We start from the raw sequence: 14,225 nt of genomic DNA on the forward strand, positions 1-14,225 counted from the left end.
GATCACCTAGGGTGGCCGGCGTGGACCTCACTGCCGTGTACACCTTCGTCACGGCCGTGGACGAGGGACAGTTCCAGGAAGCCGCCACCAGCCTGTCGATCACCCCGCAGGCCGTCTCCAAGCGCATCGCCGTGCTGGAGAAGGACCACCGAGTGGGCCGCCTACTACGACGAACTCGCCACCGCGTTCGGGCTCACCATCGACCACTGCTCCGGCGCACCGACAACCCGCACCCACCTCAGCTCCGCGTCGCGGATCTCATGCCCCTCCGCGCGGAGCTGGGCGACAGCGGCGTCGATGCGCGGGCGCGGGGAGGAAATGGTACGGCGCGGTACAGCGGGGTGTGGCTGGGCCTTTCCGTCTTTCTTGGGGACCAGTTGGGGACCAGCCGGTCTGGCGGCGGCGGTGACCCGGGCCGGGTTGATGGTGATCAGCCCGTCGCGGACGGCCTGCTCCATGACGCGGACGAGGACGGCGAGGCTGTTCTTGACGGTCTACCGGCTCTGTTCGTCGGCGATCCAGCCGTGGACGGTGCGGTCGACGGCGCCATTGGTGATCATCCGGACGGGGAGATGCCCGACGGCCAGGTGGCCCTTGGCGGGGACGCCGCGCCGGAGTTCGAGGATCTGGAGCAGCGCGGAGACGACCCAGGCGAGGTCCTGGACGATGATCTTGTCGGACGCGCTGGTTGGGTCAGTCTGTGGTCCAGCGCTGGACTCTCTCTTGGTCGTGGGTGAGCCATGTGCCGTCGCCCAGCGGTACAGCCCGAGCCCCCCGGGCCTGTGGGTAGTCGAGTTCGGCGATGGGCCTGAGCGTGCGTGCGTCGAGGAGGAGGTGCGTGCCCTGCTCCGCCCACTGTTCCTCGGCCGCCACGACCAGGATCCGCTTGTCGTCGACGAAGCCAGGGGTGTAGCCGACGAAGACCCAGTCCTCGGGCAGTACGTCGCCAGCTTCGATGATGACGTCGTCGGCGCCGTCCTGCGTGCGGCAGAGGTATCCGCCGCCGACGTCCTGGCTGACCAGCACCCCGTCCGTGCCCAGGCCGACGTGGGGTTCCTCGGCGGTGCCCGCCGCCCGGACGTCGAGCCCGCCGGCCGTGTAGCTGACCAGGAGGCAGTGGGCGCCGTCCTGGCCCATGGAGGCGGTGAGCAGGGCCTCGGGGCGTGCGTCCGGGAACTGCTGGAAGGCGTACGTCGCTGAGAAGGACGGCAGGACGTGCTCGGCGAGCACTTCGCCGGTGGCCAGGTCGAGGGCGCGGCAGATGTCGCCTGCGGAGAGCCCGTCGGGTCCGAGGGATCCGGCCATGGTCGCCAGAACTACCTGGCCGGCTGGGTCGGCCGTGCACGCGCCAGCGGCCTCGGGCGAATGCTGCCAGTCCCGGTGGCGGTGTTCCCACCGGATGGTTCCGCCGGTCTCGTAGACAGTGACGGCCTCCCGGGTGCTGATGGCCAGGGCGCCGTCGGGCAGCGGCGAGCAGTACTGGCTGGGGTCGTTTGGAGCCGGGTTGGTCCACGTGGTGCGGTCGGCGAGTACCCGGGACGGATCGGTGCCGACCCTGCCGACAACGATCGTGCCCTCGTGGCGGGTCACGAGCCAGTGTGCGCCGTCGCGCAGCAGCCAGCCGTCGGTGTTCTCCAGCGCGTCGGTGATACCGGGCAGGAACTCACGGGTGAGCAGTCGTGCGGATACGCGCGGGTAGTTCACGTGCTTGTCCTAGTCCGTGTCCGGGGAGTAACGGCTGGGCCAGTAGAACTGCCGCCGGTGGGTGGGTTTGTCGTCACCATACGTCGCCCCTGCGGGCATGCCCCTCGATGCGGATGATGGGGGCGCAGAAATCGAGAGCGATGACGGCACCAAGGCCGTCAAGCTCACCAGTTCCAACCGGGGTAACGGGGACGACAACGGCGAGTACCGGCTGCCCAGCTGGGTCGAGGGCAAGCCGGAGACCAACTCCACCTGGACCGTGCCGGCTTTCGGCAACCAGGCCGGGGAACCATGCCACGCCGCCGCCTTCAAGGACTCCTGGTGCCGGCAGGCCTGGCGCTGGAACCTCGACTACGTCGTGGACCCGCACTCCGACGCCATGGCCTACTACGGGGAGAAGGAGATCAACTCCTACGGCCGCAACGTCAACGACACCACCGGCGCCTCTACCGCCACCAGCTATACCCGCGGCGGATATCTCAAGCCCGTCCGCGAGATCGGGATGGACGTGTCGGGCTTCCTGATGCTCTCCCACATGGCCGAGCCTCGGGAACTGGCCCGGCAGGCCACGCTGATGGAGTCCTACGGCGCGCACTGTGTGTACGTCACCGACTCCGGCGGCCGGCTCACCATGAAGGACGTCGAGGCCAGGGTCCGCGCGTACCGAGACGTCCTGGACCCGGCGACCGAGATCGGCATCCACGCCCACGAGAACCTTTCCCTGTCCGTCGCCAACTCGGTCGTCGCCGTCGAGAACGGTGTGTACCGGGTCGACGCGTCCCTCGCCGGCCATGGCGCGGGCGCGGGCAACTGCCCCATCGAGGCGTTCATCGCCGTCGCCGACCTGTCCGGACTCCGGCACGGCTGCGATCTGTTCAAACTCCAGGACGCCGCCGACGACCTGGTCAGACCCTTGCAGGACCGGCCGGTCCGGGTCGATCGAGAAACCCTCACCCTCGGCTACGCCGGTGTCTACTCGTCCTTTCTGCGTCACGCCGAGAACGCCTCCCGGCGCTACGGCGTCGACGTCCGCGACCTCCTCATGGAGTGCGGCCGGCGAGGGCTGGTAGGCGGCCAGGAAGACATGATCATCGATATCGCCCTCACCCTGCTCGCCGCACGCACCCCCGCCGCCTGACCAGGCAAATCCCCCGCCCGCGGGTCCGGTCCGACGATACGGCGCCGATCCGTTCCACCCCTTAGAACGGGACTGTTCGCCTTCCGGACCCGCTGCCGCAGGCTTCTCTTCGAAAGAGTCGCATCGCCTCCACCAGGAGCGGACATGATTGACCTGAACACCATGGTCGACCCCGATCGGGGATGGAACGATCCGCGGATCTACACGGATCAGGACCTGTACGAGCGCGAGCTGGAGCACGTCTTCGGGCGGACCTGGCTGTTCCTCGCCCACGACTCCCAGCTGCCGAAGCCGGGCAGCTTCATCCAGACGTACATGGCCGAGGACCCGGTTTTGGTGGTCCGGCAGCGGGACGGGTCCGTGAAGGCGTTCCTGAACCAGTGCCGGCACCGGGGCATGAGGATCTGCCGGACGGACGCCGGCACCAGCAAGACCTTCACCTGCACGTACCACGGGTGGGCCTACGACCTGGCGGGCGACCTGATCAACGTACCGCTGGAGGAGGTGGCCTACCGCAACGAGATCGACAAGAGCGAGTGGGGCGCTCTGAAGGTCCCTCGGATCGCGAACTACCGGGGCTTCTACTTCGGCACCTGGTCGGAGGAGACCCCCGAGTTCGAGGACTACCTCGGCGACATGGCCTTCTACTTCGACGCGGTCGTCGACCGCTTCGCCGGCGGCCTGGAACTGGCGCCCGGAACCACCAAGTGGGTCATCGACTGCAACTGGAAGTTCGCCGCCGAGCAGTTCGCCGGCGACATGTACCACGCGCCCGTCTCGCACGCCTCGGCGATGCTGGCGCTGACGGACGATCCCAACGCCTCCGGCGGCAACCCCAACCAGAACGCCCCCGGCCGCCAGTTCGGCGCCAACGGACACGGGTCCGGGGGCTTCTTCAGCCCGCGGGCCGTCATGCCGGCGCCGTACCTCGGAGACGCCACGTACGCCTGGATGAAAACCAAGGAAGAGGAGCACATCGAGCAGGTCGGGATCGACCGGGTGCTGAAGGTGAACAACCACAACACGATCTTCCCGAACTTCTCCTGGCTCGCCTTCGGCCTCTCCACGATGCGGGTGTGGCACCCGCGTGGACCCGGGCAGATCGAGGTATGGGCCTGGAGCTACCGCCCCAAGGACGCTCCGGACGACGTCAAGGCGGAGATGCGGAAGATGACCCAGCGGACGTTCAGCCCGGCCGGGTCGTTCGAGACCGACGACGGCGAGAACTGGACCGAGATCCAGCAGGTGCTGCGCGGTCACAAGGCCCGTACCACCAAGTTCCACACGGGCATGGGCCTCGGCCACGACGAGCAGGACGTCCACGGTCTGCCCGGCTCGTCCAACCATGTGTACGCCGAGCACGCGGCGCGCGGCTTCTACCGCCGGTGGCGCGACCTGGTCACCGGCACGCCCTGGGCGCAGATCCAGAAGCCGGACCGAGCACGGGACGCCGCGGACTCCGCCCTCGCAGAGGAGGCGTGACCACTATGACGACCATCGACCGCACCGAGACGCCGGCCACGGTGTTCCGCACCACCGGCCTGCAGACCCAGCACGACGTCGAGCAGTTCCTGTACGCCGAGGCCGAACTCCTCGACCGGCGCCGCTTCCAGGAGTGGATCGACCTCTTCACCGAGGACGTCCACTACTGGCTGCCCACCCGGACCACCCGCACCAACCGGGAACGCCACCACGAGATCGCCGGCGAGGACGAGAGCGCCCTCATCGACGACGACAAGTACTTCCTGACCGGCCGGGTACGCCGCTACAGCTCCGGCATCTCCTGGTCCGAGGAGCCGCCCTCCCGCACCCGCCGGCTCATCACCAACATCCGGGTGGCCCCGGGCACGGAATCCGGCGAGCTGGACGTCGTCTCCAACTTCTACGTCTACCGCAGCCGTCTGGAGCGTCACCAGGAATGGTTCATCGGCGAACGCTTCGACACCCTGCGCCCCGCCGGCCCGGACACCGGCTACCCCTACCGGATCGCGTCCCGGAAGATCGTCCTGGAGCAGACCACTCTCCTGGCACCGAGCATCAGCATCTTCCTGTGAGCCGCGCCATGACCCAGCACACGCTTCCCCCGGCCCTGCCCGACCTCCCCGACCTCCCGGACCGCAAATGGGTCCGCGCCTGCGCGGTGGACGAACTCCCGGAGGACGAAGGGCGAAAGCTCGCCACCGTTCCCCTCACCTCCGTCTTCGCGGCGGAGGGCGAGGTGTTCTGCATCGACGACACCTGTACGCACGAGACCTTCTCGCTCGCGGACGGGTGGGTCGAAGGCCGCGTCGTCGAATGCACCCTGCACATGGCCAAGTTCAGCCTCCGCACCGGCGAGGTCGTCTCACCCCCGGCCACCAGGCCCGTGGCCGTCCACCCGGTGGACTGCGTCGAAGGTGTCGTCTTCGTCGCGCTCCCCCGGAACTACCTCGTGAAGGAGGACTGACCATGGCACGGCTCGACAACGCGTCCGTGGTGGTCACCGGAGCCGCATCCGGCCTCGGCCGAGCCATCGTCGACCGCTTCACCGCCGAGGGCGCGAGCGTCGTCGCCTTCGACCGGTCGCGGAAGAAGCTCGACAGACTCAAGGCCGAACTCGGCGAGTCGGTGGTCACCGTGGTCGGTGACGTGACCAGTTACGAGGACAACCTCCGCGCCTGCGAGGCCGCCGTCGACCGGCGGGGAAAACTCGACACGTTCATCGGCAACGCGGGCCTGTGGGACTTCAACCGCTCGCTCGCCGAGAGCGATCCGCGGTCCCTCGCCTCCGGGTTCGACGAACTGTTCGCGGTGAACGTGAAGGGCTATCTGCTCGGAGCCAAGGCCGCACTGCCGGCCCTGACCGCGTCCCGAGGATCGATCGTGTTCACGTTGTCGAACGCGTCGTTCTACCCGCGCGGCGGCGGTCCCCTGTACGTCGCCTCCAAACACGCGGGCGTCGGACTGGTGAGGCAACTGGCCTACGAACTCGCCCCCTGCGAAGGCGATCCTCGACACGGACGCCGTAGTGGCACCCGAGGTGCTCACGGATCCGTCGACCGACCTGCGGGCACTGGCCCGCCGACTCGCACGCCCCGCGGGCGTCCCGGCCCAGAGCCAGCCTGTCAAGACATGAATGACGATTGTGGCAGACTGGTTCGTATGACTGCCGGAGGTCCATCGGACGGGACGCGACGGGCTCGTCCGAAGGGGCGCGACGCACACCGTGCCAAGGACTCCGCCGCGACACGCAACGACATTCTGCGAGCGGCGGCGCGGCGGTTCGCGGAACGTGGTTTCGCCCACGTGACCCTCCAGGACATCGCCGAGGACGCCGGCGTCACACCGGCCCTCGTCAACCGGTACTTCGTCTCCAAGCGGGCGCTCTTCGAGCTGGTGGCCCAGGCCCACGTCGACGAGGCACAACCCCTGACAGACGTCGGTGAATTCGCGTCCGACCTCATGGCCTACTGGCAGGACGTCGACCGCAGAACACCCGCGCTCGCCCTCGTCCGGTCCATCGACCTGGACGGCGGGAAGCTCCTCAAGCACGAGCTGGAACGAAGGGTGCGGGGGCACTGGCGCCAGTTCCTCGCCGGGGATCCGGAAGCGGCGGCCAAGATCCGCCTGCTCGAATCCCTGACCCTGGGCCTCGGCCTCTTCGGCATCGGCGCGCTCCTGGGCGAGGAGGAGGGCCTGTCCTCCGAGACCCTGATCGCGATGGAACGCCGGCTCGCTCTGATGATCGAAGCGTGCCTGAGCGACTGACGGTCCGTGATGGCGTCCGTATGAGGCGTCACACTCCCCAGCGGCTCCCGGCGGTCGGCCGGTGGTGCGTATTCCCTCCGCGTGACGACGCGTCAGCCGACTGGACTCAAAAGGGTCCTGTGCCCAGGGAATATGGAGAAGTGCGACTGGAGTACTGGCCGGGGTACGAGCTTCGCATCAACGTCCGTGCTCGTCCGTCGAGTCGGCGACTTCTCGACCAGAATGCCCGTGCCGTTGAAACCGCTGGGTCATCTGACTCGATGGAGTAACTGGCAAGGCCAGTAGCTGTGCTGTCCGACACTGCCCGTACGGTCTATTGGAAGCTCAGTCGGTGCGGGTGGGCCGGATTGGTCGGGCAGGTGTGCACACGCATAAGACCGCGGCCGAGGTAGACACCGACCGGGTCGAGAACGCGTGGGTCGTTGTCCGCGTCCCGGTCCTCCAGCGGCAGCCAGCTGCGTGAGGCGCCGTCACATTCCCACTTGTCCACGGTGAGCAGGGGCGGCATCGCGGTCGCGCACACAGGGCAGTCGACCGGAGCGGGATCGGTCAGATGCCAGGAGGCGAAGCCTCCGACCTTCCAGCCGGGGGCGATCGACAAGTCGCTCATATAGTCGATCTCTTCCGGTTCCTCGGCCCGGGCGGCGGCCATGGCCGCCTCGTACTCCTCATACGTCGCGTAGCTCGCCGGCGAGGAGGAAGTGTCCTCATCGTCGTCCTCCTCGCCGAGGAGCCCTTCCTCCCATTCGGGGATTTCCTCCTGGAGGTCCTCGTCCAGCAGCCCGAGGTACTCGTGCTCCACAACCTGCTCCGGGTACACGACGCACATGGTCGGGACGCATTCCGCGCGACCGGCCACCGGAGGTTCGGGCTGGGGCGTCAGTACCACGCCGACGTCGACCGAGCGTCGCCATGTCAGCACGACGTCAATGGTGCGGTCGGCCCCGTGTTCCTCGAACGGGCACCAGAAGACCTGTAGCAGGTCGCAGCCCGCGGGTCCGACGAGGTCCGGGACCTCCCGTGCGTAGAGCTGGGCAATGGCCAGCATCGGCAACGGGTCGCCATCGCTGAGGTCCGGAACGTGGTCACCCTGCCTCATGCCGTCGAGCAGGCGCTGTTCGTCCTCGGTGTACTCCCGTCCCCGTGCGTCTTCCTCGATCCGACGGCGCAGCCGCACATCGGAGAGGAGGTGGCCCGTACCTTTCGGGTGCACGGCCGTGCACACCGGCCACGCCTCGTCGGCCGGCCACAGCAGGGGGCCCGCCACCGAGCTCTCCCGCGCTCCGGGCCCGCCGTGACGGGGGTGCAGCCGCGTTGCTGTGCGCCGGTGAGCTGCGAGAGCAGGGAAAACCGCCTCTATGTCGCGGGGGCGTGGCGGGGTGGATCGGGTCACGGGCAAGCCTTCCAGGTACGTTCGGTGGCGATGTTAAACGCCGGTCCGGACACCGGTGGCGGGGTTCCGGTCAGCCGGTTGCCCGCGATTCCAGCATTCTCCTGGCCTCGGCGACCATCGCTGGGTCGGTGACGAAGTACGTGTCCTGCTCGGCGGAGGCGCTGGAGGCGCCGAGGGGGATCCACGCGCCCCCGCGCCGGGGTTCGGCGCGGCGCTTCGCGGAGAGGTGGACGGCGGCGATACCGGTGGCGGTCAGGGCCGGGATGTCGGCGGGGCGCACCCCGCCGCCCGCCATCACCTGCACGCCGGGCGCGGCGTCGACCATGGCGGCGAGCGCGGCGAGACCTTCTCCGGCGGCCGGAGCGCCGCCGGAGGTGAGCACTCGGGTGAGCCCCAGGGCGGGCAACAGCGCGGCGGTGGCGACCGGGTCCGTGGACAGGTCGATCGCGCGGTGCAGGGTCACCTCGACGGGGCAGCCCGCGTCATGAGCCGCCGCGGCGAGGCGGGTGACGGCGTCGGTGTCGAGGGCGCCGTCGGCGGTGAGCGCGCCGACGACCACGCCGGAGGCACCGGAGGCGATCACGGACCGCACCTCGGCGGCCATCAGGGCGATCTCCTCGGCGTCGTGGACGAAGTCGCCCGGTCGGCAGCGGACCAGGACCTGCACCGGCAGGCCCACGGCGGCGACCGCCTCGACGAGGGCGGCCGACGGGGTCAGACCGCCCAGTTCCAGGCCGGTGCAGAGTTCGACGCGATCGGCTCCGTGGTCGAGGGCGACACGGGCACCGGCCGGCGAGGTGACGGCGATCTCCAGTGCGGGCCGGCGGACCGGTCCGGCTGGGCCGGCAACCCCGTCGGCCACCACCAGTGCCTGCGGGTGGCCCGAACCGCCGGCCCGGGGCAGGCCGAGGGGCCGGGTGGTGTGGTCGGTCATTCGTCGTCCCCGGTGAGCGGCTGGTTGGAGGCCGGGATGATACGGGCTGTCAGGTCCGGGCCGGCCATGTCGCGGTCGAAGGGGAACATCGGGCGGCGGATGCGGCGGTGGTCGAGGCGCACCAGGTCCTGGTCGACACCGCCGGGAGTGAGGGCCATCTTCCAGCCGACCGACATGTCGAACAGCTCGGGCTCCAGGTAGCCGATCTTGACGATCACGATGTCGGCGGAGCGCGGGTCGAGGTCGAGGTCGGTGAAGTCGTGCTCGTGGTGGTACGGCTTGCGCAGCCTGGTGAGGATCGCGTACACGCTGCCGGCCCGGATGACGACCTCGGTCTCGGCGTCCCGGTCGCCGTGCCGGATCGCGTGGACCACGCCGGTGAGGGTGACGGGGCCGGCGTGCCGGTCGTCGACCTCGGCGCCGGCGGTGACGGTGACGGTGGCGCCGACCCCGGCGGCGACGGCGGTCTCGATCGCGGCGGGGCCGGGTACCGAGGCGTAGATGACGGTCGGCCCGTCCTCTTTCTGGAATTCAGGGCGCTCCAGCAGCCGGGTCAGGCCCCAGGTGACGTCACCGGCGCCGCCCGCGGTGGGGTTGTCGCCGGTGTCGCTGATGAAGTACGGCCGCTGGTCGGAGGCGAGGGCCTCGTCGAGGAGTTCGTCGTAGGTGCCGGTCGGGGCGACGAAGTCGAAGTCGTGGCGGGCGTTCCAGAAGCCCCGGGCGAGTCGTTCGGCCCCGGCCGAGACCGCCGCCGTGTCGTCGCCGGTGACGACCACGACGGCGCGGTTGCGGGGTTCGTCGGCCCAGGCGTAGCCGACCCAGATGGCGGCGTCGGTCACGCCGTCGGCGGCCTCGATCTCGTCGACCGCCGCGTACACGCTCTTCGCGGGTTCGATCCGGGTGGAGGTCTGCTCGCCGGCCAGCAGCACCGGGACCGGCACCCACGCCTTGACGGGGCGGGGGGCGCCGGACGCCAGCAGGTCGACCAGGTTGCGGACGGCACGCTCCTTGGTCTCCATGTGGTCCTCGTGCGGAGCCATCCGGTAGCAGGTGATCAGGTCGCTGCGGTGGGCGAGTTCGCGGGAGACGTTGCCGTGCAGGTCCATCGAGGTGGAGACGATCACGTCGGGGCCGACGGTGGCGCGGATCCGCTCCAGCAGCACGGCCTCGGCGTCGTCGATCCCCTCCACGGTCATGGCGCCGTGGATGTCGTACCAGAGGCCGTCCAACGGAGGCAGCGCGGCAAGGCGCTCGATGAGCTCGTTGGTGAGCCCGGTCCAGGCGGCGGCGGTGACGGTACCGCCGGGCAGCGACTTGCCGACCAGAGCGCCGTGCCATTCGGCGGCCTCACGCAGTTCCTCGCCGGGGGCGAGGAAGGGGTACCGGTCGAAGATCCCGGCGCCGCGCGCGGGGTGGAAGGCGGGGGCTTCGGTGCGGGCCGGGGAGAAGGTGGAGGACTCGATGCCGAGCCCGGCGACGGCGATGACCGGGCGGGCGGCGGGGGTGCGGGTGTGCGACATAGCTCCTCGGACGGGGTCTGGTGCGTGAGGCTGGTTCCGCGGTCCGCCACGGGGGCGTGCCGCGGACTTCGGTATCCGGGCGGGTGCGGGGACTTCGGGAGTGGCCCCTGGACAACGCCCCTGGGCTCAGGGCTCGGGGGCCGGGAACCGGTGGATCGTCCGGGAGCCGGCGTACGGACCGCGGCTCCCGGGCGGGTACGTCGCCGTGCGCACGGAGTAATTTCCGGGACTGCCAGGCTTTTTGCAGCGGCGTCAGGTCCTTCCGCGGCTCGTGGCGGTGTGCTGCCGGTCGTCGCCGGGGGCGGCGCGGCCGATGTCGCCGAGGGCGTGGGTCAGGGCGCGCTGCAGGGCGAAGAGTCCGGCGCCGACCAGGCCGGCGTCGGCGCCGAGACTGGCCCGCTCGATGGTGAGTTGTTCGGTCACCAGCGGGTGGCAGCTCTCGTAGAGCTTGCTGCGCACCGCGGCGACGAACGGTTCGAGGGTGGAGAGGATGCCGCCGAGGTAGACGGCGTCCGGGTTGAAGAAGTTGACGTTCGCGGCGAGCACCTGGCCAAGGTGGTCGCCGGCCCTGCGGACGGCGCGGGTGGCTTCCGGGTCGGCGTCGGTGGCGAGCCGTACCACGTCCTCGGGGCTGGCGACGTCGAGACCGCGTTCGCGCAGGATGCGGACGAGCGCGGCGCCGGACGCCACCGTCTCCAGGCAGCCGGTGTTGCCACAGGAGCAGGGGATGTCGGCGCCGCCGTCGATGCGGATGTGGGTGATGTCGCCGGCGGCTCCGGTGGCGCCTCGGTAGAGGCGGCCGTCGGCTATGACGCCGGCACCGATTGCCGAGCCGATCTTCACCATGATCGACTGCCGGTGCTCGGCGGGCCTGACACTCTGCTCGCCGACCACCATGCAGTTGGCGTCGTTGTCGACGGCGACCGGGACCCCGAAGCGCTCCTCCAGCCAGGCGGCGACCGGGAAGCGGTTCCAGCCGAGCATCCGGGACGGCATGACGACGGCGCCGGAGGCGACGTCCACCGGACCGGGCAGAGAGAGCCCGACGCCCCGGAGCCGGTCGCGTCCACGCCGCTCGGCAAGGGACTCCAGGTGCTCGACGAGCCTCGGCAGGGCGGCCTCGGGACCGTCGGCGACCTCGAACGGGACGTTGGCGACGTCACGGACACCGCCGCCCGGGAGCACCACACCGATCCGGGCATGGCGGCCGCCGACATCGGCGGCGACGGCGTAATCGTCGTTGCCGCCCGCCCTGAGGACCCTGCGGGGGCGGCCGCCGGTGGAGGACTGGGTGCCCTCCTCGGCGATGAGCCCGCGCTCGACCAACTGAGCCACGGTGAGGGAGATGGTGGAGGCGGCCGTGCCGAGGAGTTCAGCGAGTTCGGCGCGGGACGACGCCTGGCCCGAGGCGACGAGTTCGAGGACCCGCGTGGCGAGGGTGGTCGTGCCTCTCTGGGACACGCCCTTGGTGGGCTTGTCCCGTGCACTTATTTCAGTCATGTACGAAGTAACTTCCGCAACGGTGTGTGTGACGGAGACAGTACGCCCGTCCAGACAGGTGGGGAACAGCTTCGGGAAGAAGGCGGAGAGCGCCGACGCGAGCTAAATCGCCTCAAATTGCCACATAGTCACCTCCTGGGACGCCTGGAGCGGATGGATGTCACTTTATCGAGATCGCAGAAACTTACTTTTTACTAATTCTTGTTTGTTTGTTCGCCACGTCCGTCGTTGACTGTCGCCGTACACAGCGCCGACCCCGCGGCGCCGACCCGGTCTCCCGGGACGTATGCGGGTCCTTTCACTCTGAGGAGAGTCATGTTCCTTGCTTACACGGCGGCCGGCCGCCGCTGGGCCCTCGTCGCGGGTGCCGCCGTCACCACCGGCGCGCTGCTCACCGGTTGTTCCGGCGGCGGTACCTCGTCGTCCTCCGGCTCGGCGTCGTCGGACACCATCAACTACGCCCTCCCGGCGAACTTCACGCCGAACTGGATCCTCCCGGTCGGCACCGCCTCGCACCTGAACACCAACAACTCCTCCATATCCCAGGCCGTCTGGGAGCCGCTGATCGCGTACGACGGCTCCACCGGCAAGGTCGGATGGAACAAGGACAACTCGCTGGCCACCGACGCGAAGTTCGCCGCGGACAGCAAGAGCGTGACGATCACCCTCGGCGATCGTCACTGGAGCGACGGCAAGCAGATCACCTCACGCGACGTGGAGTTCTGGTTCTCCCTGGTCAAGGCCAACAAGGCGGACTGGGCAAGCTATAGCCCGGGCAAGGCGCCGGACAACTGGACCTCCTTCAAGACGATCGACGACACGCACTTCACGATCACTTTCGACAAGGCGTACAACCAGGAGTGGATGCTCGCCAACGAGCTGAGCATGATCCGCCCGATGCCGCAGCACGTCTGGGACAAGACCAGCGCCCCCGGCGCCGTCTCCGACCTGGACCGCACCGCCGCCGGTGCCAAGAAGGTCTGGACGTATCTCAACAACGCCGCCAAGAAGATCTCCGGCTACGCGACCGACCCGTTGTGGAAGACGGTCAGCGGCCCGTACACCATCAAGTCGTTCTCCACCGCGGGCAAGGTCGAGCTGACCGCCAACGCGAAGTACGACGGCGGTGGCAAGGCCAACATCAAGAACGTCAATCTGCTGCCGTTCACCACGGCCGACGCCGAGGCGAACGCGCTGCGCGCCGGCACCGTCGACTACGGCTACATCAACGCCACCGACCTGAGCCAGGAGGCGTCCTTCAAGGCCAAGGGCTACTCGGTGAAGCCGTGGACCGGCTGGGCGATCACCTACATGCCGTACAACTTCAACAACCCCGCCATGGGCCCGGTGTTCAAGCAGCTGTACGCCCGCCAGGCGATCCAGATGTCGGTGGACCAGGCCACCCTCTCCAAGGTGGTCTTCAACGGCACCGCCGTCCCCACCTACGGCCCGATCCCGCAGGGCCAGGACTCGTCCTTCGTCTCCCCGGAGCAGAAGACCAACCCGTACCCGTTCGACACGGCCAAGGCGAAGAAGCTGCTCACCGACCACGGTTGGACCGAACAGGGCGGCACGATGGTGTGCACCAGCCCCGGCACCGGCGACAACCAGTGCGGCGCGGGCGTCGACAAGGGCACCAAGTTCGAGATGCAGGTGCTGTCCCAGTCCGGCTCGACCGTGACCGACAACATGATGAGCGCGCTGCAGTCGTCGTTCGCGAAGACCGGCATCACGTTCAGCATCAAGACCGCCCCGGTCAACTCCGTCCTGTCGCAGTCCGGCCAGTGCACCGCCGACGAGTCGGGCTGCACGTGGCAGCTGTCCTTCTTCGGCACCGCGGGCAGCTGGTACTTCCCCGCCTACCCGAGCGGTGACTCGCTCTTCGCCACCGGCGGCGGCTCCAACTTCGGCAGCTACTCCAACGCCGAGGTCGACAAGCTGATCACCGAAACCACCACGTCCTCCTCGAACGAAGCGGTGCGGAAGTACAGCGCCGCGCTCGCCAAGGATCTCCCCGTGATCTGGCTGCCGGAGCCCGATTACCAGATCTCCGTGGTCAAGGACGGCCTCGGCGGCTTCGCCCAGGACTCCCTCGCCAACTTCCATCCCGCCATGTGGAAGTGGACCAAGTAAGCCCGGTCGGTGCCCGCGCGGGCCTGCGGAGTCGCCCGTCCACCCCGGCCGGGCCTCCCCGGGACCCGCGCGCACCCCTCGCGCCCCCCGCCACACCGGCACCCGCCACGCCGACACCCCACGTCGCAGTGACGCCCGCGCGCACCACAGAGACGA

At 69.2% G+C, this 14,225-nt stretch carries 12 protein-coding genes; 7 read left to right on the top strand and 5 right to left on the bottom strand.

Annotation, left to right across the window (positions count from 1 at the left end; translation table 11 throughout):
• Nucleotides 1–20 precede the first annotated feature (20 nt).
• Nucleotides 21–737 carry a LysR family transcriptional regulator gene (locus ACFRMN_RS13480; protein WP_383017960.1) on the top strand — a complete coding sequence of 239 codons (717 nt, stop codon included), beginning with the start codon at nucleotides 21–23 and terminating at the stop codon, nucleotides 735–737.
• Here ACFRMN_RS13480 and ACFRMN_RS13485 read toward each other — a convergent pair.
• The gene (locus tag ACFRMN_RS13485) at nucleotides 694–1,704 is read right to left on the bottom strand and encodes a hypothetical protein (RefSeq protein WP_383017963.1); all 1,011 of its coding nucleotides are present in this window, start codon (nucleotides 1,702–1,704) and stop codon (nucleotides 694–696) included. The genes ACFRMN_RS13480 and ACFRMN_RS13485 overlap by 44 nt on opposite strands.
• Nucleotides 1,705–1,801: 97 nt before the next feature.
• On the opposite strand from ACFRMN_RS13485, the gene dmpG reads away from it, so the two are divergent.
• The 5 genes from dmpG (at nucleotide 1,802) to ACFRMN_RS13510 (ending at nucleotide 6,589) form a co-directional block, all read left to right on the top strand.
• The gene (dmpG, locus tag ACFRMN_RS13490; RefSeq protein WP_383017966.1) at nucleotides 1,802–2,842 is read left to right on the top strand and encodes a 4-hydroxy-2-oxovalerate aldolase; all 1,041 of its coding nucleotides are present in this window, start codon (nucleotides 1,802–1,804) and stop codon (nucleotides 2,840–2,842) included.
• A 144-nt stretch (nucleotides 2,843–2,986) separates the two neighbouring features.
• Nucleotides 2,987–4,324 (top strand): aromatic ring-hydroxylating dioxygenase subunit alpha, encoded by a 1,338-nt coding sequence (locus tag ACFRMN_RS13495; protein WP_383017969.1) that lies wholly within the window; start codon nucleotides 2,987–2,989, stop codon nucleotides 4,322–4,324.
• Nucleotides 4,325–4,329: 5 nt separating this feature from the next.
• On the top strand, nucleotides 4,330–4,896 hold the full coding sequence (locus tag ACFRMN_RS13500) for an aromatic-ring-hydroxylating dioxygenase subunit beta (protein WP_383018475.1): 567 nt from the start codon (nucleotides 4,330–4,332) through the stop codon (nucleotides 4,894–4,896).
• A complete protein-coding gene (locus tag ACFRMN_RS13505; RefSeq protein ID WP_383017972.1) occupies nucleotides 4,893–5,288 on the top strand; it encodes a non-heme iron oxygenase ferredoxin subunit in 396 nt (131 codons plus the stop codon). The genes ACFRMN_RS13500 and ACFRMN_RS13505 overlap by 4 nt, the downstream gene beginning before the upstream one ends.
• 2 nt (nucleotides 5,289–5,290) lie before the next feature.
• Nucleotides 5,291–6,589 carry an SDR family NAD(P)-dependent oxidoreductase gene (locus ACFRMN_RS13510; RefSeq protein ID WP_383017975.1) on the top strand — a complete coding sequence of 433 codons (1,299 nt, stop codon included), beginning with the start codon at nucleotides 5,291–5,293 and terminating at the stop codon, nucleotides 6,587–6,589.
• A 313-nt stretch (nucleotides 6,590–6,902) separates the two neighbouring features.
• Here ACFRMN_RS13510 and ACFRMN_RS13515 read toward each other — a convergent pair whose 3' ends face one another.
• The 4 genes from ACFRMN_RS13515 to ACFRMN_RS13530 form a co-directional block, all read right to left on the bottom strand.
• Complete coding sequence (locus ACFRMN_RS13515; RefSeq protein ID WP_383017978.1) at nucleotides 6,903–7,856, bottom strand: hypothetical protein; 954 nt, start codon at nucleotides 7,854–7,856, stop codon at nucleotides 6,903–6,905.
• Between the two features lie 196 nt (nucleotides 7,857–8,052).
• Nucleotides 8,053–8,916: a copper homeostasis protein CutC gene (locus ACFRMN_RS13520; protein ID WP_383017981.1), complete on the bottom strand. Its 864-nt coding sequence runs from the start codon at nucleotides 8,914–8,916 to the stop codon at nucleotides 8,053–8,055.
• The gene (locus ACFRMN_RS13525) at nucleotides 8,913–10,436 is read right to left on the bottom strand and encodes a M81 family metallopeptidase (RefSeq protein WP_383017984.1); all 1,524 of its coding nucleotides are present in this window, start codon (nucleotides 10,434–10,436) and stop codon (nucleotides 8,913–8,915) included. The genes ACFRMN_RS13520 and ACFRMN_RS13525 overlap by 4 nt, the downstream gene beginning before the upstream one ends.
• Nucleotides 10,437–10,688: 252 nt before the next feature.
• Nucleotides 10,689–11,936 carry an ROK family protein gene (locus ACFRMN_RS13530; protein ID WP_383017987.1) on the bottom strand — a complete coding sequence of 416 codons (1,248 nt, stop codon included), beginning with the start codon at nucleotides 11,934–11,936 and terminating at the stop codon, nucleotides 10,689–10,691.
• 315 nt (nucleotides 11,937–12,251) lie between these two features.
• On the opposite strand from ACFRMN_RS13530, the gene ACFRMN_RS13535 reads away from it, so the two are divergent.
• On the top strand, nucleotides 12,252–14,069 hold the full coding sequence (locus tag ACFRMN_RS13535; RefSeq protein WP_383017990.1) for a peptide ABC transporter substrate-binding protein: 1,818 nt from the start codon (nucleotides 12,252–12,254) through the stop codon (nucleotides 14,067–14,069).
• The last annotated feature ends 156 nt before the right edge of the window (nucleotides 14,070–14,225 follow it).

This window comes from Streptomyces sp. NPDC056835 (assembly GCF_042789485.1).
Classification (GTDB): domain Bacteria; phylum Actinomycetota; class Actinomycetes; order Streptomycetales; family Streptomycetaceae; genus Streptomyces.